The sequence below is a fragment of the Thalassotalea atypica genome, assembly GCF_030295975.1.
GTDB classification, from domain to species: Bacteria; Pseudomonadota; Gammaproteobacteria; order Enterobacterales; family Alteromonadaceae; genus Thalassotalea_F; species Thalassotalea_F atypica.
Genome location: NZ_AP027364.1, coordinates 3,553,545 through 3,572,604, shown reverse-complemented (window position 1 = coordinate 3,572,604; position 19,060 = coordinate 3,553,545). Strand labels below are relative to the sequence as shown.

Below are 19,060 nucleotides of genomic sequence, written 5' to 3'. Positions count from 1 at the left end.
TAATGTGATCATTCACGATATTTTGATAGAAATTTAAGCGGCTAAATTTGAAAAAATTTGGCCGTTTTTACACTTAAATCTGGGAGAATTTATGAATTTAGCGATGCGTAAAGGTATTTATACTGCGCTGACGGCATTGGCTTGTGCGTGGACAGCGATGACATCAGCTCAAGCATTAACAGAACAAGAGTTGGTTACGTTAGATACGTTGAAACAAACCAGCCTTTCGTCAGATCTTTCTTATAACATCATTGAGTCGCTGACAACCGAAGTCGGCAACAGAATGATGGGCACGCCCGGTGATGCGAAATCTATTGTTTGGGCGGTTGATAAAATGAAATCGCTAGGTTTTGACAAAGTATGGACAGAAGAAGTCACTAAAGCTCAGTGGATTCGTGGTGAAGTTAGCGCGAGCATTGTTTCACCTTACCCGCAAAAAATGGTGGCTATTGCATTGGGCGGCAGTGTTGGTACAGGTGAAAAAGGTATTGAAGCTGAAGTTGTTCATTTTGAAAACTTAGCGGCGTTAAAAGAAGCAGAGAAAGGCAGTCTCGATGGAAAAATCGCTTTTGTATCGTATCGAATGGAAAGGCACATTGATGGCCATGGTTACGGCAAAGCGGTGGGTACACGTGTAACGGGCGCAGCGGTTGCAGCTGAAAAAGGTGCTATTGCATTGATCATGCGTTCAGTGGGTACTGACGATAATCGTATCGCACATACCGGCATCATGCGTTATAAAGATGGGGTCAAAAAAATTCCTGCGGCGGCGTTGTCTAATCCTGATGCTGATTTACTAGTGAATCAGCTAAAACGCGGTAAGGCGGTTACCGTTGCGTTAAATATGAGCTCTGAGATTCAATCAGATGTGCAGGTTAAATCAGCTAATGTAGTTGGTGAATTCACTGGCAGCGAGTTACCTGAGCAAATAGTATCGCTGGGCGCACACCTTGATAGCTGGGATGTAGGTACAGGTGCATTGGATGACGGCTTAGGGATAGGAATGGTAATGGCCGCTGCACACCATATTGGCCAATTACCTGAACGTCCAAAACGTACCATCCGTGTGATTTTATTTGCTGCGGAAGAAGTAGGCTTACTTGGCGCTAAAAAATATGTCGAATTGCATAAAGACAATATGAGCAATCATGTGATTGGTGCTGAATGGGACTTTGGTTTAGGCCCTATTTATAAAATGAGTGTTGGTGTGGGGGCAGAGTCGTTAAATGCAATGCGAGAATTTGCTCAGTTGATCACGCCTTTAGGGGTCGCCTTAGCGCCGAAAAATAAAGCGCGCGCGCAATCAGACATGGGGGCACTTTCAGATGCAGGTATGCCCAGTGTGAATTTTTCACCTGATGGCTCAAGGTATTTTGACTATCACCATACAGAAAATGATACATTTGATAAAATTAACCCTGCTGACCTAAAACAAAATACAGCGGTGTATACCATGTTTGCGTATTTTACCGCACAAGCTAATACTGATTTTCGTAAATAGAAAAGTATTGGTTTAAAAAAAAGAGCCGTTTAGGCTCTTTTTTTCTATGTGCGCCATCTTACATAACTACCCTTGCATCATCAAAAATTCCACAATGCGGTTCATGTCTAAATCAAACTCATCAGCTCGAGCACCTTTAGCAATAGTGTCTTCTGTTTTAGCTAAATCAATATCTTCCGTCATGGTATAATGTCGGGTATTAACATTATAAAATGCACGCACTTTAGGTTTGATCGGCTCTTTACTATTACGTTCTTCCACGATGGCTAAACGATGAGACTTTAATTCAACCAAAGAGCCTACCGGATAAACCCCCATACAATGAATAAATTTATCAACCAGTTCATTGTCTAGCTCGCCGTCTTGAGCCAGTTTTCTTAAGATATTAAACGCCTTAATGTGCGGATAGCCGTCTTTGTAACATCTGTCTGCGGTGAGCGCGTCGAAAATATCACATACGGCGATCATGCGCCCATAGAGAGAAATATCTTTGCTTTTTAACCCGTATGGATATCCTCTGCCGTTGAGCTTTTCATGATGAAGTGCTGCAACTTCAAGACTTAACTCTGAAATATTAGGTGTGTTATTGAGAATTTTAATAGAGTGGTTAGTATGAGTTTTCATCGTTACAAACTCTTCCTCTGTCAGCCGAGAGGGCTTGTTGAGTATTTGGTTTGGTATCATAATTTTACCCACATCATGCAAGAAGGCGCCGATACTGAGTTGCTCAATAATTTGACGTTCAATACCTAAATGTTTTGCAAATATAGTCATTAATATGGAGACCGAAACCGAATGCTCCAACAAATATTCATCCTTGATGCGAATATTTAAAATACAGGCGAGGGCGTCTTGATTTTTGAAAATTGCATCTGTCGCTCGATTAGTTATTTCTTTGACGGATGTTAAGTTAATGTCTTTTCCGTTAAGCACATCTGAAAAAAGTTGTCGTTGAATACTTTTAGATTCTTTAAATATTTTCTTAGCTTTTGTTAGCTCAAGTTTGATTGTAGTATTTTTGCTTTGTTTCTCTGATGCCGGCTCAAGTGTAGTATTCCCATCTTTGTCGACAGAGGTGATGAGTGTTTTTGATTTATCAACCAATACAGATAAAACGCCGTTGCTCGCTAAATGCGATATCACGTTAATATTTTTTATGTGGCCAGGTTTTTTAAGGCTATAAGTACCATCTTGTTCTACAATATCTAGGATATAATAGCCTACCTCTAATTCCGTTATTTTCTTCTCAACTATCATGTAAAAAAGCGTATCCTGATTGATAAATACTTAACTCATTTTCATCACTAAAAATTTATCCTTAGCCTTAAAGTTAGTGTAGTTCTCATGTCAAAAAACATACAGGATAATGAAAAAGTTAGTTTACTTCATAATCAATTTTTTTGTTTTTATGGAGGTACAACTGTGTATCCGCCGAGTTTAGCAACTGTTCAATACTCTTTTTTCCATCACTTGTTGCAACACCACAGCTGATAGTAATTTTAAGTTGGTGGTTTTCATAGGGCATAGTGTTCTGTTCAAAATACTCAACTAGCCTTTTGGCGGCTAATGTCGCCTCTTTTTCGCCTTGGCTGGCTAAAGCCACGACGAATTCATCTCCTGCATATCTAAAACACCTGTCATTGTCGCGAATTAAGTCTTTTAATTGAGTCGCTACATACGCTAATACTTTATCGCCACAATCATGACCATAGGTATCATTAAGTTGTTTAAATTTATTACAATCAATAAATAGAACGGAAAATGGTACTTGATAACGTTGGTGGCGATTGAGCTCTTCCTTTAGGGTTTTCTCCATTAAACGACGGTTTCCCAGACCGGTGAGGCCATCGAAATTGGCCATGTACTCAAGCTGTTCTCTGATCAATACATTTGAAAGACAAAGACTTACTTTTGCCCCTAATTGTTGAAGGTGATAGATGCCTAAACTTGGACTAAATCGCTGAGGATCAGCGTCTGTAAAAACTAGGCTACCAAACAACTTCCCTTCAAGCATCAGCGGCGTCAACGCGGCAGAGTTTGCCACTTTTGCGAGGCTAGGAGGCAATAATTGTTCAAGTTGCTCAAGGTCATTCGTCAGCAACGGGGTAATATTCGGGTGTAATGCTTCTAGTCTAGAGGCTGGCAACTTGGTGGTATTCTTATCATGCCAACCCGGTTGAGCACTATTGCTTATCAGATAACTAAGTGGTGGCGGAGATGCAAGTAATAAATGAATATTGGTTAATTCAAACTTTTCCTTTATTAACAACAATAACCGGTGCAATAATTCTTTGCTTGTTTGACTAGAAATAATTGCCGTTTCAATATCAAACAGCTTTTGTGCTATCGCTTCGTTTGCTTTTGAGTTTTCGATGAGTTCTTCTAATTGCGACATAGTTACAACGTTGTCCATTTTAGTGCTAGCGCGGCAAATATTAAAGATGACAAATAATTACATTGAAATAGTCCAATATGTGAGCATATTTAGCAAGTGAAAAATATGCAAGCACTTCAATCTGTCACTGATAATATCTATTATAATGGTATCTTTTTTGCTTTTAATTTTGAATGATGTCGTAGAATGTATCGATTTGACAAAAACACCTTGAGAAAAATAACGTTCCGTCGATACAAAGAGAAGTAGTTTATTATTGAGGTTTTATGTCTATCTATCATCGTTTTCTTACCTTAAGTATGTGCCTAGTTGCTATGATGTTTTCAGCGACAAGCCAAGGACAAAACCTGCAAGCGGTTCAAATTTATACTGATAATCAATTGCTTGAATTAATCAAAGAGAACAAGCATTTAAGTCAAGTTGTTTTAGATGAGTGTCAGCTAACACAAGATATTGAGGCACGTGCTGTTAAAGCTCATATGCCTTCTTATCAGTTTTTATGGGGCGATATGCTTGCCTATGGTGTGTGTATTAAAAAGGATGTAGAGCTTGGCCTACATTTTATGCATGAATCAGCAAACCAAGGCTTACCTGAAGCGTTAGAGCAACTTGGGCGTTATTACCATGTTGGCAAGTTTATGCAGCCAGACACTGGCAAAGCGATTGTTTATTTAAAAGCAGCATCGTCAATGAATAACTTAAAAGCACAAATGCGACTCGCTAAAATATACAACCAAGGGCAAGGTAGCCCCCTTGATTTTCCTGAGCTTTATTCACAACTGCATCATGCAGTCACTGATGACAAGAAAATACACAAGCAAATTGCGAACCTGCTGAGTGGTCTTGCGAGTAAAATGCCAGAGCATGTGATTGCTCGAGCAAAAAATTCCCAATATTAACTTTGGGTTACTATATACATTAATATCTACTTAAAATTCATTTATTTGGCAAGCGCATTTATCGCAACTGAGATATACTTAACAAAAACTCAATGAGCAATAAATGTGAGTCAAACCGATCCTTTCTTCGATAGAGAAGCTCAAAAATATGACAAACCTGTAGCAAGTCGTGAGCACTTATTATCTTTAATCGAGAAATCAACCTCAGGTCTTACCTTTAAAGAAGTCCTAAAAGCCTTAAAGTATGCTGATGATCCTGATCTTCAAATTGGCATTAAACGTAGATTGCGCGCGATGGAAGGTGCTGGGCAAATATCATTTAATAAGTTTAGAAAATACGTTATTGCAAGCCGAGATGATGTGATTACTGGTCGGGTTATCGGTCATCGAGACGGCTATGGTTTTTTTGTACCTGATGCTGGTGGCAAAGACTTATTTATTTCATCTCATGAAATGCAGCGCGTCATTCATGGTGACATTGTTGAAGCGATGATAGTGGATCGTACTGATCGCAAAGGTAGAAAAGAAATACGAGTATTGGACGTGATTGAGTCGCGTAAAGCGCCAATCGTTGGGCGTTTCTATGTTGAACATAAATTAGCTTTTGTAATTCCAGATGATGCTCGTATAAAACAAGATATTATGATCCCTCCGGGCAATAAATTGGGTGCTCGTCATGGTCAAATGGTCGTTGTTGATATCATTCAACGGCCAACAAAACGTGCAAGTGCTGTTGGTAAAGTCAATGAAGTACTAGGCGAGCACATGGCACCAGGGATGGAGATCGAAATAGCGCTACGTGAGCATGATTTACCGCATCAATGGCAGCAAAATGTACTTGATGAAATTGATAATCTAGCCGATGAAGTTGATGAAACGGCCAAGAAAGATCGTGTTGATTTACGTGATTTACCCCTAGTAACCATTGATGGTGAAGATGCCCGTGATTTTGATGATGCGGTATATTGTGAGCCTAAAAAATCAGGTGGCTGGCGATTATGGGTTGCGATTGCCGATGTTAGTTATTACGTTAGGTCAGGCACAGCTCTTGATGATGAGGCAATTTCACGCGGAAACTCAGTCTATTTCCCAAGCCAAGTGATCCCGATGCTACCGGAAAAGTTGTCCAATGGTTTGTGTTCATTAAACCCTGAAGTAGACCGCTTGTGTATGGTGTGTGAAATGACGGTCAGCGCTGCAGGCAAGTTATCAGGCAGTAAGTTTTATCCAGCTGTTATGCGCTCTCATGCGCGATTTACTTATACTAAAGTGGCGGCAATTCTAGATGGCGACGAAACATTAATAGAGCAATATCAACCGTTAGTGCCAGATCTTATTAATCTACATCAGTTGTATACTGCACTGAGCTATGCCCGTGATGAACGTGGTGCTATTGCATTTGAAACAGAAGAATCCCGCTTTTTATTCAATCAAGATCGTAAAATTGAGTCGATAGTGCCTGTGGTGCGAAATGATGCGCATAAAATGATCGAAGAGTGCATGATCCTCGCCAACGTCGCTACCGCTAAATTTGTTGAAAAACATCAAATGCCGGGACTTTTTCGTGTTCACGATAAGCCGAGTGAAGAAAAATACCAAAATTTTGTTAAATACCTTGCTGAACTTGGCCTTGAGTTGCCGTTTAAAGAGCAGCCAGAGCCAGCCGATTATGGAGCAATTTTAGCACGGGTTGCCGAACGCCCAGATCGAGAACTTATTCAAACGATGTTACTGCGATCAATGAGGCAAGCGGTTTATCAGAGTGATAATTTAGGGCACTTTGGCCTAGCATTAGGCTCTTATAGTCACTTTACTTCGCCTATCCGCCGATACCCTGATTTGGTCATACATCGTGTTATAAAAGCGATATTACAGGCACAGGAAAATAGCTCGGTTAATCAAGGATGCTGGAATTATACTGAAGAACAAGTAACAGAGCTTGGTGAGCATTGCTCTATGACAGAGCGTCGCGCTGATGATGCAACTCGGGATGTTTCGGATTGGCTAAAATGTGAATACATGCAAGATCACGTAGGCGATACCTTTACAGGTGTTATTTCTACAGTAACCAACTTCGGCTTATTTGTTCGTTTAACTGATTTACACATTGAGGGCTTAATTCACATCACGTCATTAGGACGAGATTACTATCACTTTGATGATGTGCGCATGTGCTTAACGGGCGAGCATAGCGGACAAAAATATCATGTCGGTGACTTGTTAGAAGTGCAAGTATCAGCTGTTAATTTGGATGAGAAAAAAATTGACCTTGTTCTACATGGCGACAAGGCAATATTGAAAAAAGCAAAACCTGTTCGCAGAAGTAAAAGTGCCTCTCAAGAGTCAAACGGCAAGTCACGAGCTAAATCTGGTAAGGGCGGAAAACACCACGTTGAAAAAGACGGAAAGAAAAGACCTTCGTCCTCCAAAAAGCAGGGGAGTGCTAAGAAAAAAGGCAAGGCGGTTAAATCTAAGGCAAAGAAAAGAGCCGATAGAAAATCGCGCCGAGGAAAAAATGCCCGTAAAAAAGCTAAAAGTAGCTAAATTGAATTATCATCAGTAAGTAATAAAAGTTAAATAACATTATGGCAAAGCAAGAAGAGTTAGTATTTGGTATCCATGCGGTCAGCGCATTATTTGAACAAGCACCGGAAAGGTTCATTGAAATATGGCTGTTGAAAGGACGAGAAGATGAGCGTCTGTTACCGATCATTAATTTGGCAAGAAAATACGGTATTTCTGCGCAATTGGTACAGCGAAAAGTACTAGATGATAAATGTGATGGCGAGCAACACCAGGGTATTGTTGCACGTGTTAAGCAGGGTAAACAATACAATGAGAATGATATCGAAGATATCTTGCAGGCAGCTAGTGCTAAGAATCAATCTCCGTTTTTGTTGATTTTAGATGGTGTGACTGATCCCCATAATTTGGGTGCTTGTTTAAGAAATGCTGATGCGGCAGGAGTTCAAGCGATTATTGTTCCGAAAGATAAAGCCGCCAAAATTACCGCTACGGTTCGTAAAGTGGCGGTTGGTGCAGCTGAAACTGTGCCTTTAGTTCAGGTGACAAACTTAGTAAGAACCATGAAGCAATTGCAAGGTATGGGCGTTTGGATTATTGGTACAGCGGGTGAAACAGATACGTGCCTCTATGATGTTAAGCTTGATGGGCCTATGGCACTGGTGATGGGGGCCGAAGGTAAAGGCATGCGGCGGTTAACTCGCGAACATTGTGATCAGTTAGTTAAGTTACCCATGTCGGGCAGTGTTTCAAGTTTAAATGTTTCGGTGGCAAGTGGTATTTGTTTATTTGAGATTGTCAGACAACGATTAGTTAAATCAATCGCGTGATATTATGTTGATGCAAAGTAAAAAGGGAGCCTTAGAGCTCCCTTTTTACTTGGTAGATTAGCTGAGTTTATAAGACAGCAAGCCGACGGTTTTTTGATTAGCCAGCGTACAAGAGTCTAAACTTAGTTGCGCTTGTTGGACATTTTTATCGTTATTGTCTTTTATCTCGGTAATATTTTCGGCAATCTCGTGAATAGCAGTACTTTGCTCTTTAATTGCACTTGCAATACTTGAGGTCATTTCGTGAATTGAACTCACTTCATTGATGATTTCGTCTAATGTTTGTGATGAGTTATTTATCTGCGTTAAGTTATTGATACTACCGTTCTTGCTCGCTTCTACTTTCGCCACCGAACTCAACGTTAATGTGTGCAATTCACTAATGATATCTGTGATTTGCTCAGTCGATGTTTGAGTTCTATTTGCCAAGGTACGAACTTCATCAGCAACGACAGAAAATCCTCTGCCTTGCTCACCAGCGCGTGCTGCTTCAATGGCTGCATTTAGCGCCAGCAAGTTGGTTTGCTCAGCAATGCCGCGAATCTCAGTAATGAACCCCCCTATAGAATTGCACTTTTCTTCTAGTTCTTTAATGTCTTTGGCAGATGAGACTAAATCTTCTGCATTCTTATTAAGAAACTCGCCTAATTCATTAAGCTGTTGTTGGCCTTTGTTCGCCTGAGTAGAAATTAACTCCGCCGTTTTAGTGGTTACGGTTGTGTTTTCAACAATGTCAGAAGCTGATGCGTCTAATTCGACCGTTGCGGTGGAGACTTGTTCGCATTTTTGAGATTGAATATTTAGGCTTTGTTGCGTTAGTTTTGCATTACTTTCAACCGCTGCGCTCACATGACGTAGCTCTTCGACAGCTTTGTGAATTTTATTGGTAAATTTGATGAAATTATTTATAGAGTCAATCACTTGGCCAAATTCATCGTCAGTTTCTTTTTCAACTTGAAGTGAAAAATCACGTGTCGCGATGACTCTTTCGATGCTATTAACTGCACTTTTAATAGGCATGATAATGATATTGATTAGCTTAACAATAAAAATAGCCAGTGCGGTTGAAATGATAAGGAAAATGATTATGGAGGCCCAAAAGGAAAGGCTCGCTTTTTCTTCAATGTACGCTGTTGATTGTTCGGTAGCTACTTTTAGTAAAGACTCAGCGTCATGAATTGCACTTCGCATCTCGCCATTAAGCCCAGTTTGCGGCGATAATCCGATGCTGCGATCTATTGCATGGTAATTCTTTATTGCGTGCTCGTAATCGTTGATTAGTGCCGAAGTGCCTCGAATCATAGTGCTATTGACACGCAATGTGCCCAATGTTGCATACAGTTTATCCAAATATTTTTCATCACTTCTGAGCATATAGTCTTTTTCATGACGTCTGATAGTGAGCAGTGTAACTTGATTCCTTGCGTCATCTAACGACTTATAAATTTCTTCTATTCTATGGGTTGCTGCGCGCAATTCACCATAACGTCCCGAGTTTTTATCTAAGCCTCGCTGCTGATAAGCTTTCCCAAGTGCGACGAATTTAGATCGGTAGAGTTGGTAGCTTTGCATTAGCTGATCAACAGGAATATTGCCATTAATCTCTTTGTTTAAGTTCTTTAGTGACGCTAAGGCTAAGGTAAGTTTCTTGAAATTTTCTGCGTGTTTCTCTAGGTATTTTGTTTGTTTTCGAATGATGAAATCTTTTTCATTTCGTCTTAATTGTAATGCTATTAATCCGATCCGTTGAATTTCACTCTTTGATGCTTCCAGTTGTCTCACTTGTGTTGAAAAGTAATTTGTTGAGAACAATAGTAAAAGGAGTCCCATGATTACTGCGCTGAGTAATATAAGGAGCTTTTTCTTAAGAGACAAACTTCGTGATGGCATGTTTTTTCCACTTATAATTATTATGTAAACTTGATCTAGATCAAGTTATATCTAGTGCCAGTCAATTGCAATAGAAAAGAAACATTGCCGCGAAAAACCTGCTTTGTGTAACGATTGTGTTAAATCATGGTGACAACTTGGTGTCATTTAACATTTTTGTTACAGCTCGATTGCGCGACGTAAATCAGTTCGAAGTATGGTTTTACAGATCGACAAACAGCTCGTGTAATATGGGTAATAGAGAAAGTTATGATATCAATTGCATTATATGATTAATTTCCCTACAATACGCGACCTTAATTCAGCCTTAATTTTTGTTCCTTGTCTCAATACTGGTGTTGGCTGAGCCAGATACGAGACTACAACCGTAAGGAGCTCGTAATGCGTCATTACGAAATCGTATTTATGGTTCACCCTGATCAGAGTGAACAAGTAGCTGGTATGATCCAGCGCTACACTGATTTGATCACTGCAGCTGAAGGTAAAGTAAATCGCCTTGAAGACTGGGGTCGTCGTCAGTTAGCTTACCCAATCAATAAATTGCACAAAGCACATTACGTTCTTATGAATGTTGAAGCGCCTCAAGCAGTTATTGATGAACTAGAAACTTCTTTCCGTTATAACGATGTTGTTATTCGTAACATGATCATGCGTACAAAAGGCGCGGTAACTGAAGCATCTCCAATGGCGAATGCTAAAGAAGACCGTCGCGACGATCGCCGCGAAGCTAAGAAAGAGGTTACTACTGAAGCACCTGCTGCTCCTGCTCAAGAAGAAGCTGCTGCTGAATAAGTAATCTGTGACTGACTCTTTAATGAAAGAGAATTGCCTTGTGTTGATAGGTTTGGTGTATAAGAAACCTAAACTTTCAACAAGCCCAGCAGGTTTGCACCATTGCCAGTTTTTAATTGAGCATCGCTCAATACAAGTTGAAGATGGTTTGAACCGACAAGCATTCGTCAGGATGCAAGTTGTGGCAACGGGGGAATGGTCACAAAGCTTAGCAAGTGAATTAACTGAAGGTATGCAAATTCAAGTGTCTGGTTTTATTAACCGACATGAATCGAGAAATGGTAACCCGCTACTCGTTTTGCATGCTCAACAGATTGAAATGATTAATTAGGAGAAATCCCATGTCACGTTTTTTTAGACGTCGTAAGTTCTGCCGCTTCACTGCGGAAGGCGCTAGCGAAATCGATTACAAAGATATCGCTACGTTGAAAAACTATATCACTGAAAGTGGTAAAATCGTTCCTAGCCGTATTACTGGTACAAGTGCTAAATATCAACGTCAACTTGGTCGTGCGATCAAGCGTGCTCGTTACTTAGCATTATTACCGTATACTGATTTACACAAGTAACCTAAAGGGGCATTAAGATGGAAGTTATCCTTCTAGATAAAATCGCCAAGTTAGGCGGCCTTGGTGACAAGGTAACGGTAAAGTCTGGTTACGCGCGTAACTACTTATTACCAAAAGGCAAAGCAGTATTTGCATCTAAAGCTAACGTTGAGCACTTTGAAGCTCGTCGTGCTGATTTAGAAAAGCAATTAGCAGAAGCATTAGCTGCTGCTGAAGCACAAGCTGCTAAAATCGTTGAATTAGCTGAAATTACTATTGCATCAACTGCAGGTGATGAAGGTAAATTATTCGGTTCAATTGGTACTAAAGATATCGCTGATGCGATTACTGAAGCTGGTGTTGAAGTAGCAAAAGCACAAGTACGTATGCCTTTAGGTACTATTCGTGAAACAGGTGAATTCGATATCGTTATTCACTTACATAACGATGTAGATACTAACATTAAAGTTGTAGTTATTGCTGAAGCATAATTAACTGACTTTTTTGTGTAAAACGCTGAAATTTTATTTCAGCGTTTTTTTTTGTTCAAAATTTAAAAGATTAACTACACTTGAAACTATATCAAGGGATGAAATAAGAGTCGTTTGCCAATGTCTGAAATGGCCAAACAAACCAACATCGCAGTAGTAAAGCGTTTTGACCTATTTTGTGTTGCGTTATATATGTTCTGTTTGGTGGTCACACTGACTTTATTTTGGCAGCAGCAAAATAATGACGCGACAATATTGCTCATAAGTCAAAATTATCAATATGCATCAGATCAATTGATCGAAGTCCGTAGTTTAGAAACTGCCCAAGTACTCTATGCCGGACCTCAAAAACAAATACCGCTGATACGAATAATTGAAAGCAGCGCAGCTGAAACTTCATTAATTTTTGTTCATCCTATTTGGGTTTTATTAACCTCTCCTATATTTCTTTCTGTGACTTTGATTTTTTCTGTGCTTGTGTTCATTACTAGATTGCTCATCTATCGGTCGATAAACAACAGCTTACAACAACTAAGCGCGCTCGAACATTGGGCTTATTTATCAACCATTAGAGGTGTAATCCAGCCGCTACCTGCTACAGGTGTAATTGCGAAGGCAGTAGGTTCAATTGTTGAACAGTTACAAGAAGCTAAGCGCGTACATGGCAAAGCTGATCAATTGATCCGAGAGCAGGCATTACTTGATCATGAGACGGGTATTGGTAATCGCGAATTTTTCAATAATCGGCTTGACGCACTGTTGTGTGAGGAGGAACCACGAGGAGCTGTGCTGTTGATTAACTTTAATGGGCTAGAGGTTATTCAGTCGCTATACGGAAATCATGCTTCGATGACTATCTTAGAATCAGCAATTGCATTAATTGATCGCCGAATGGAAAACCTCGCTCATTATTTTATTGCCCGTCGTGATACCTTTGATGTTGCCATTTTAGTGCCAGGGATCTTTATCGCCGAAACCGAAAAATTAGCAACCAAACTGCTGCGAAGCTTAGATGCCTTAAAATACCCAGTAGGGATCAATGAAGAGGAGTCTTGCCATATTGGCGTTAGTTGCTTTAGCCAGCAACAACAAGGGTATCAAATCATGGCTGAGGCAGATATGGCCCTCAGAAGCGCGCAACTTCAAGGCCCTAGCCAATGGTTTAGGTATGACTCAGGCGAAGTTGTTCAAGAAAGTGCCAAAGGCTCTTTAAAATGGAGAACATATTTAACAAGGGCGATTAACAAAAATGCGTTTGTGTTATTTTTTCAGCCGGTAATTGCCAACAATAGTGATGAAATTCTGCATCATGAGGTACTGTCAAAAGTTAGAGATGAACAAGGTAAGTTGATCAGTGCAAGGGTATTTTTACCCATGGCACAAAAATGTGGCTTGGCCAGCCAAGTTGATATGCTTGTGTTTGAACAGGTTTGTCGTTTAATCCAATATGAGCAAAAACAACAAGAAGCGTGCAGTATTAACATGTCAGTCGACTCGTTATTAAATGAAGACTTTATTGAACGTTTGTTTCATAAGTTGGCAAGTATTCCTGATGCGGCAAGTAAACTGATCATTGAAATCAGTGAGTATCACTTAGCTGCCCACCTAAACCGGCTCAAATCGATTTTAGAATTTCTTGACGAACTGGGTTTGAAAATACTAGCAGATAAAGTAGGCCAATATGTTGTTAGTGCTGACTATTTAAGAGAGAGCCCAGTCCGTTACGTTAAATTGCATCGCAGTATTGTACATCACTTGCACTTACGTATAGAAAACCAAGTGTTTATACAAAGTTTAAACTCTATTTGTATTGAAAATAATGTCTGTATTTATGCCCTAGGTGTTGAAAGTAAAGAAGAATGGCTGACCTTAACTCAATTAGGTATTAAAGGAGGGCAAGGGCATTACTTTACCGAGCCGGTGGCCCAGATGGCACAAGCCATTGAGTTGCCTTGATGAGCTTTCTTTCTGCTAGCCCTCCTAGTCCTTGCAAACCGCCAGTGTGTAATAACACTATGGTATGGTTTTCTGGAAAATATTCCGCTTCAACTAAATCGAGTAGTGCCAGCAACATTTTACCTGAATAGACTGGTTCGAAAGGAATTTGGGATTCGTCTATAAATTCGATAATTCGTTGACAATGTTGTGCTGAGAATTTGGCGTAACCACCACAGTGAAAATCCTCTAGTAACCGCCAGTTTCCATAGTGGTGGGCAGTATTTGGTAGTAACTGAGTAATTTCATCCAATAAGTAACCATTTTGTTTTAATACAGCTACACCTAATATTTCATGCTGATCATGATCTGCTTTAATCAGCCCAGAGATAGTGCCGCCACTGCCAACAGGTAGCATGATGGTGTCGTAGTCCAGCTGTTGATTTAATTCGCTGATCACTTCTCCAACACCTGACAAAGCAAAGGAATTGGTACCGCCTTCGGGGACAACGAAATGATCTGGATACATTATAGCAAGCTCTGCTAAATAATCTTTTTCATGTCGTTTTCTATATGTTTTGCGATCAACAAATTTAAATTGCATCTGCCAATACCTTGCCCATGATAAAGTAAAATTGTCTTGATATTGTGATTCACCTCGAATGATACCTATGGATGATAATTTATGTTGATGACAGGCATAAGCCAACGCATGAATATGATTTGAATAAGCCCCACCAAAGCTAACAATCCCTTTTTTATTTTGGCGCTTTGCTTCTGCTAAATTCCCTTTTAGTTTTCGCCATTTATTGCCCGAAATAATTGGATGAATTAAGTCATCACGTTTAATGAACACATTAACTCTATGTTTTTTAAATAAGGAACAGTCAATTTGCTCTAGCCGAGAAGGTAACGTCATAAATAAACAGGGTTTTACTAGTTGTTTTCGACAAAATAACGCCTTTAACCCTAGTATTGCAATTAATAACTTGCGCGAATTAATGAAAGCAGGATAATAGTTTTGGCTATACCGTTATAATAACAATGATAATAAGATTCGCTAAATGTCGTTTATAACTAAGTTTTCAAATTTGTTTGCTAAAACAGAGTCTGCCAATATGCTCGGTGTTGCATTTCGCAAAGATGCCATTGCATACTGTTTTTACGCGCCTGGACAAAAGTTTAAAACTAACCAACTTCCTGTTGAACAAGAAAATTACCTTGGTGCGCTAAAGTCAGTGCTCGCCCAAAAATCAATAACTGCGAATGTTCAATTAGTATTGTCTTCTTCACAATATCAAATGGTACAAGTTGATAAACCCAATATTCCCGATGACGAAATTAATGCAGCCCTCAAGTGGCAAGTTAAAGATCTTGTTACTGTTGAACCTGAAGATATGATTGTTGATTACTTCTCTGGACCTATTCAGGCGGGTGGTGCTGAAAAAATAAATGTAGTGTGTGCCCGAAAAAGTAGCTTAGCTCCTTTAGTAGAGCAGTTTGAAAAAAGCGGCTTGTCGCTGAAATCAATTACCACAGAAGAGTTCGCTTTTGCAGGCTTGCTACCTCATAAAGAGCAGGCCGTGTTGTTGGTGTGTCAACAACCCAATGAAGAAATAGTCATTTTGATAGTGAAAGCAAGCCAGATATATTTTCATCGTCGATTACGCGGCTATACGCAGATTGCCAACAAAACTCCAGAAGAGCTAAGTTTTGGTATTATTGATTCGCTGAGCCTAGAAATACAGCGTTCAATGGATTACTTTGAGCGACAATTAAAACAACCGCCAATTAAGGATATCCAACTACTGCTGCCGATAAAGGCCGAGCAGTATTTGGCCTCAAAGCTTGCTGAGAATACACTTGCAACCGTTAACGTGTTGTCTTTAGACGAAACGCAAATTGAAAACCGTGCCTATGCAGTTGCCTATGGTGCCGCCACTTTAATTAATGGTGGAGAGCAGCAATGACCGGCAAGTACAGTATTAATTTACTCCAAGGTGAATTACTTCCTGAACACCCGTTACTCACATTACCGCGAGTTTTATCAATTTGGGTGATGGTGTTTATCGTTATGGTTTTCATTGCCTTATCTTTTCAAGGAACGGAGCGTTCTCTCGATCTTGAGGCGACAAAACTGACCACAGAAAAGCAACAGCAAGAGCAAAAATTAACGACCTTGAAAGCACAATTAGCCAGTCACAAGCCTTCAACTGAGTTGATAGCTAAAGAGCAAACGCTAAAAAGTATTATTGCTAATAAAAAAACGATCCATAATTACTTAACCAATACTGATGACAGCTATATCGATGGCTTTGCCAACGCAATGAGTGATTTAGCATTATTGCATCATAAAAATATCAGTTTGACCGACATTCGAATTAACGAACACTTTATACGATTTGGTGGTATTGCACGCAGCCCAGAAGCTGTGCCTACTTGGTTAACCAATTTTGAACGCTCCAAAGTACTGTCGGGACGTTTGTTCAACCATTTTCAGTTAAATGAGAATGAAAACAAATATATTGAATTCACTGTAAGCTCTTTTTTGCAAAAGGAGCAGGATTAATATGGAACAACTTCGTCAATATAGTGAAAAGTTTTTGCAAATTACTCCTCGAGAGCAATACCTCATCACAATTTCTGGTCTAGTGGTGATTGTGCTGATGATTTTCAATTTGTACATTGAACCGAGCTTAATTGCTATTAACAAACATCAAAAACTCATCAATGATCATTCTGCATCTGTGCTTGCAAATGAACAGTCGATAGCCTTGTTTGAAGAGGCTCTTATAAAGGACCCCAACGAAGTCACCAATGACAGAATCAAATTGCTTGAGAAAAATTTGGCTAATGTCGATAAAGATTTACTTAAACTAACCTCCGACTTGATAAATCCAGTTCAAATGCGCTTTGCTTTGATGGATTTACTAAGCGTACAGCAGGGAGTTACTTTAGTTTCTTTCCAAGTAGAACCTGCGCAGGCATTGCTCACTCCTGTATCTTCCGACACAATGAGTGTTAATGAAAAAATAAGTGAAAACAAACAACCAGTCGCCTTAGGTGGCTTGTATAAACACAGTATTAAAATAAAATTAACCGGAAAATATTTCAAACTTCGAGACTATTTACAGCAATTAGAGCAAATGTCATGGACATTTTTTTGGCAAGATTTTGATTACCAACTGAAAGAGTACCCAATCAGCGAATTGGAAGTGACTCTTTATAGTTTAAGTACTAAGCGAGAGTTTATCGGTGTCTAAAATTTTTATTACTTTCATCTTGAGTTTTGCATGCTCGGTGAATGCCCATCAAGGACAATTTGATCCGACTAAGCCCTTAGTGCGGGGCAGTGATTTACCTAGTGCGAAATCAACAAGCACCGATCTTACTTTGCAATCGATCATTAAAGATAAACATGGCGCATTTAATAAAGTCATTATTAGCGGAACACTATTAAAAATTGGTGAACCCATTATGAATTATCAAGTGGTTGCCATTAATGCTAATTCTGTAGTGATTAAATCGCCGGATCGAGAGCGTACATTAACCTTACTCCCTCAGGCCATTGTGAATTATAAAAATAAATGAAAAACAGTATGAAACAAACAAAAGTCAGCCTATTTTTTTACACGTTAATTATCACATTAGCCGGTTGTACTACAATTCCTGAACAACCAACCGATGTTGTCAATGAATTAGACAAGGCGATTGAAAAATCCACAAGCGCAAAAACACCTAAACCCTTAGGTGAATTGCCAAGTGCAGTTCAGCAAGAGTTGATGCAGCAAAGTTTATTGCAGGCAAAGGATAGTCTACTTGCTGAAAAACGCCTTGATATTGCTGCTATTGACGTCGAGGCAAAGGACTTATTTGCCGGTATTGTCGAGGACTCAAGTTACAGCATTGCTGTTCATTCCGATGTGCAAGGTAAAATTACCTTAAATTTAAAAGATGTTACGGTCGAAGAAGCCATATCTGTTTTAGAAGATTTGTACGGATTTGAAGTTCGACGATTTGGTAATGTTATTCAGGTTTATCCTGCTGGCATGCGCACAGAAACCATACCGCTAAATTATTTATTTGTGAAACGTTATGGCTCATCAAGCACTAGCATAAATTCTGGCGGCGTTTCAGAAAATGATCCAAACACCAACAGCAATAATAACTCGAATGGTAATTCTCGAAACAACAATAACAACAACAACAATAACAACAATGGCAACCAAAACGGCTCTAGTGGTATCAATATTTACACTGAAAATGAATCGGATTTTTGGACGGAGCTTAAAGAAACGTTAGAAACGTTAGTTGGAACAGAAGCGGGGCGCTCAGTTATTGTTTCACCGCAAGCAGGTTTAGTGACAGTGAAAGCACTCCCTGGTGAAATCAAAGCGGTCAAAAAATTCATCAGCGATACCCAAAACCATTTACGTCGCCAAGTGATCATTGAAGCTAAAATTATGGAAGTTGTGCTTAATGATGACTATCAACAAGGGGTTAATTGGGAAAATGTCCTTGGTCATATTGGCAGCACAGATATCGGATTTTCTACCTCTGCAGGCACTGTTGGCAACACAATCTCTGCGGCAATTGGTGGAGCAACATCAATTTCATTTAAAAATACTGATTTCAGTGGCGTCATCGAGTTGCTACAAACACAAGGCAATGTACAAGTGCTATCAAGCCCAAGAATAACTGCCACTAATAACCAAAAAGCGGTCATCAAAGTAGGCGAAGATGAGTATTTTGTAACTGATGTTTCAAGTACCACCACCACGGGCACATCAACAACTACAACACCTGAAATTGACTTAACACCATTCTTTTCTGGTATTGCTTTGGACGTTACCCCGCAAATAGATGAAAGTGGTGAAGTGATATTACATGTCCACCCATCAGTTACCACCACTCAAGAACAAATTAAGCAAATCACCTTGAGTGAACAAAGTATAATATTACCGCTTGCACAAAGTAGCGTCCGAGAGTCTGACACCATTGTGCGCGCAAAATCTGGCGATATTGTCGTTATTGGCGGCTTGATTGAAACCAAAAAAATAGATTTAGAGTCAAAAACGCCGCTACTTGGGGATATTCCATATTTAGGTGAACTGTTTAAGAGTAAAAGCCAAAGTACGCAGAAAAAAGAACTAGTGATCATGTTAAAACCGATAGTTATTGGTCATAACACATGGAACGAACAGCTAAAAGAAGCACGCGCTTTATTGAAACAGTGGTTCCCTGAAAGTAAGTAAC

General features: G+C 39.6%; 18 protein-coding genes. 14 read left to right on the top strand and 4 right to left on the bottom strand.

The annotated features are described in order from the left end of the window. The first annotated feature begins 91 nt into the window (after nt 1-91). Nucleotides 92-1,501 (top strand): M20/M25/M40 family metallo-hydrolase, encoded by a 1,410-nt coding sequence (locus tag QUE03_RS16290; protein WP_286263008.1) that lies wholly within the window; start codon nt 92-94, stop codon nt 1,499-1,501. Nucleotides 1,502-1,567: 66 nt separating this feature from the next. On the opposite strand, the gene QUE03_RS16285 is transcribed toward QUE03_RS16290, so the two are convergent. After that, the gene (locus QUE03_RS16285) at nt 1,568-2,758 is read right to left on the bottom strand and encodes a cyclic di-GMP phosphodiesterase (protein WP_286263007.1); all 1,191 of its coding nucleotides are present in this window, start codon (nt 2,756-2,758) and stop codon (nt 1,568-1,570) included. Nucleotides 2,759-2,876: 118 nt separating this feature from the next. Continuing rightward, nucleotides 2,877-3,914, bottom strand: coding sequence for a GGDEF domain-containing protein (locus QUE03_RS16280; protein WP_286263006.1), 1,038 nt, complete (start codon nt 3,912-3,914; stop codon nt 2,877-2,879). A gap of 248 nt (nt 3,915-4,162) precedes the next feature. On the opposite strand from QUE03_RS16280, the gene QUE03_RS16275 reads away from it, so the two are divergent. The 3 genes from QUE03_RS16275 (at nt 4,163) to rlmB (ending at nt 8,148) form a co-directional block, all read left to right on the top strand. Then, nucleotides 4,163-4,795: a tetratricopeptide repeat protein gene (locus tag QUE03_RS16275; RefSeq protein ID WP_286263005.1), complete on the top strand. Its 633-nt coding sequence runs from the start codon at nt 4,163-4,165 to the stop codon at nt 4,793-4,795. Between the two features lie 105 nt (nt 4,796-4,900). After that, nucleotides 4,901-7,339 (top strand): ribonuclease R, encoded by a 2,439-nt coding sequence (gene rnr, locus QUE03_RS16270; protein WP_286263004.1) that lies wholly within the window; start codon nt 4,901-4,903, stop codon nt 7,337-7,339. 41 nt (nt 7,340-7,380) lie between these two features. Further along, complete coding sequence (gene rlmB, locus QUE03_RS16265; RefSeq protein ID WP_286263003.1) at nt 7,381-8,148, top strand: 23S rRNA (guanosine(2251)-2'-O)-methyltransferase RlmB; 768 nt, start codon at nt 7,381-7,383, stop codon at nt 8,146-8,148. A gap of 57 nt (nt 8,149-8,205) precedes the next feature. Here rlmB and QUE03_RS16260 read toward each other — a convergent pair whose 3' ends face one another. After that, complete coding sequence (locus QUE03_RS16260; protein WP_286263002.1) at nt 8,206-10,038, bottom strand: methyl-accepting chemotaxis protein; 1,833 nt, start codon at nt 10,036-10,038, stop codon at nt 8,206-8,208. 381 nt (nt 10,039-10,419) lie between these two features. Between QUE03_RS16260 and rpsF the strand changes: the two genes are divergently transcribed. From rpsF to QUE03_RS16235, 5 genes are all read left to right on the top strand, one after another. After that, nucleotides 10,420-10,830, top strand: a complete 411-nt coding sequence (rpsF, locus tag QUE03_RS16255) for a 30S ribosomal protein S6 (protein ID WP_286263001.1) — start codon at nt 10,420-10,422, stop codon at nt 10,828-10,830. A 22-nt stretch (nt 10,831-10,852) separates the two neighbouring features. Next, on the top strand, nt 10,853-11,161 hold the full coding sequence (gene priB, locus QUE03_RS16250; RefSeq protein WP_286267885.1) for a primosomal replication protein N: 309 nt from the start codon (nt 10,853-10,855) through the stop codon (nt 11,159-11,161). 10 nt (nt 11,162-11,171) lie between these two features. Then, nucleotides 11,172-11,399, top strand: a complete 228-nt coding sequence (rpsR, locus tag QUE03_RS16245) for a 30S ribosomal protein S18 (RefSeq protein WP_286263000.1) — start codon at nt 11,172-11,174, stop codon at nt 11,397-11,399. 17 nt (nt 11,400-11,416) lie between these two features. Beyond that, nucleotides 11,417-11,869, top strand: coding sequence for a 50S ribosomal protein L9 (rplI, locus tag QUE03_RS16240; RefSeq protein ID WP_286262999.1), 453 nt, complete (start codon nt 11,417-11,419; stop codon nt 11,867-11,869). 120 nt (nt 11,870-11,989) lie between these two features. Continuing rightward, entirely contained in the window at nt 11,990-13,825 is a 1,836-nt protein-coding gene (locus tag QUE03_RS16235) for an EAL domain-containing protein (protein ID WP_286262998.1), read from the top strand. Here QUE03_RS16235 and QUE03_RS16230 read toward each other — a convergent pair. Beyond that, complete coding sequence (locus QUE03_RS16230; protein ID WP_286262997.1) at nt 13,779-14,723, bottom strand: 1-aminocyclopropane-1-carboxylate deaminase/D-cysteine desulfhydrase; 945 nt, start codon at nt 14,721-14,723, stop codon at nt 13,779-13,781. The genes QUE03_RS16235 and QUE03_RS16230 overlap by 47 nt on opposite strands. A 145-nt stretch (nt 14,724-14,868) precedes the next feature. Between QUE03_RS16230 and QUE03_RS16225 the strand changes: the two genes are divergently transcribed. Genes QUE03_RS16225 through mshL form a run of 5 tightly spaced genes read left to right on the top strand, consistent with a single transcriptional unit; the run spans nt 14,869 to nt 19,059 of the window. Next, a complete protein-coding gene (locus QUE03_RS16225; protein ID WP_286262996.1) occupies nt 14,869-15,774 on the top strand; it encodes a hypothetical protein in 906 nt (301 codons plus the stop codon). After that, on the top strand, nt 15,771-16,373 hold the full coding sequence (locus QUE03_RS16220) for a PilN domain-containing protein (protein WP_286262995.1): 603 nt from the start codon (nt 15,771-15,773) through the stop codon (nt 16,371-16,373). The genes QUE03_RS16225 and QUE03_RS16220 overlap by 4 nt, the downstream gene beginning before the upstream one ends. A gap of 1 nt (nt 16,374) precedes the next feature. Further along, a complete protein-coding gene (locus tag QUE03_RS16215; protein WP_286262994.1) occupies nt 16,375-17,067 on the top strand; it encodes a hypothetical protein in 693 nt (230 codons plus the stop codon). Continuing rightward, nucleotides 17,060-17,395: a hypothetical protein gene (locus tag QUE03_RS16210; RefSeq protein ID WP_286262993.1), complete on the top strand. Its 336-nt coding sequence runs from the start codon at nt 17,060-17,062 to the stop codon at nt 17,393-17,395. The genes QUE03_RS16215 and QUE03_RS16210 overlap by 8 nt, the downstream gene beginning before the upstream one ends. 8 nt (nt 17,396-17,403) lie before the next feature. Then, nucleotides 17,404-19,059, top strand: coding sequence for a pilus (MSHA type) biogenesis protein MshL (mshL, locus tag QUE03_RS16205; protein ID WP_286262992.1), 1,656 nt, complete (start codon nt 17,404-17,406; stop codon nt 19,057-19,059). Nucleotide 19,060: the final 1 nt, after the last annotated feature.

Excerpts from the sequence above, each read along its gene's own strand:
- QUE03_RS16290 (WP_286263008.1), top strand. The coding sequence starts at position 92 with ATGAATTTAGCGATGCGTAAAGGTATTTATACTGCGCTGACGGCATTG.
- QUE03_RS16285 (WP_286263007.1), bottom strand. The coding sequence starts at position 2,758 with ATGATAGTTGAGAAGAAAATAACGGAATTAGAGGTAGGCTATTATATC.
- QUE03_RS16280 (WP_286263006.1), bottom strand. The coding sequence starts at position 3,914 with ATGGACAACGTTGTAACTATGTCGCAATTAGAAGAACTCATCGAAAAC.
- QUE03_RS16275 (WP_286263005.1), top strand. The coding sequence starts at position 4,163 with ATGTCTATCTATCATCGTTTTCTTACCTTAAGTATGTGCCTAGTTGCT.
- rlmB (WP_286263003.1), top strand. The coding sequence starts at position 7,381 with ATGGCAAAGCAAGAAGAGTTAGTATTTGGTATCCATGCGGTCAGCGCA.
- QUE03_RS16260 (WP_286263002.1), bottom strand. The coding sequence starts at position 10,038 with ATGCCATCACGAAGTTTGTCTCTTAAGAAAAAGCTCCTTATATTACTC.
- rpsF (WP_286263001.1), top strand. The coding sequence starts at position 10,420 with ATGCGTCATTACGAAATCGTATTTATGGTTCACCCTGATCAGAGTGAA.
- priB (WP_286267885.1), top strand. The coding sequence starts at position 10,853 with ATGAAAGAGAATTGCCTTGTGTTGATAGGTTTGGTGTATAAGAAACCT.
- rpsR (WP_286263000.1), top strand. The coding sequence starts at position 11,172 with ATGTCACGTTTTTTTAGACGTCGTAAGTTCTGCCGCTTCACTGCGGAA.
- rplI (WP_286262999.1), top strand. The coding sequence starts at position 11,417 with ATGGAAGTTATCCTTCTAGATAAAATCGCCAAGTTAGGCGGCCTTGGT.
- QUE03_RS16235 (WP_286262998.1), top strand. The coding sequence starts at position 11,990 with ATGTCTGAAATGGCCAAACAAACCAACATCGCAGTAGTAAAGCGTTTT.
- QUE03_RS16230 (WP_286262997.1), bottom strand. The coding sequence starts at position 14,723 with ATGACGTTACCTTCTCGGCTAGAGCAAATTGACTGTTCCTTATTTAAA.
- QUE03_RS16225 (WP_286262996.1), top strand. The coding sequence starts at position 14,869 with ATGTCGTTTATAACTAAGTTTTCAAATTTGTTTGCTAAAACAGAGTCT.
- QUE03_RS16220 (WP_286262995.1), top strand. The coding sequence starts at position 15,771 with ATGACCGGCAAGTACAGTATTAATTTACTCCAAGGTGAATTACTTCCT.
- QUE03_RS16215 (WP_286262994.1), top strand. The coding sequence starts at position 16,375 with ATGGAACAACTTCGTCAATATAGTGAAAAGTTTTTGCAAATTACTCCT.
- mshL (WP_286262992.1), top strand. The coding sequence starts at position 17,404 with ATGAAACAAACAAAAGTCAGCCTATTTTTTTACACGTTAATTATCACA.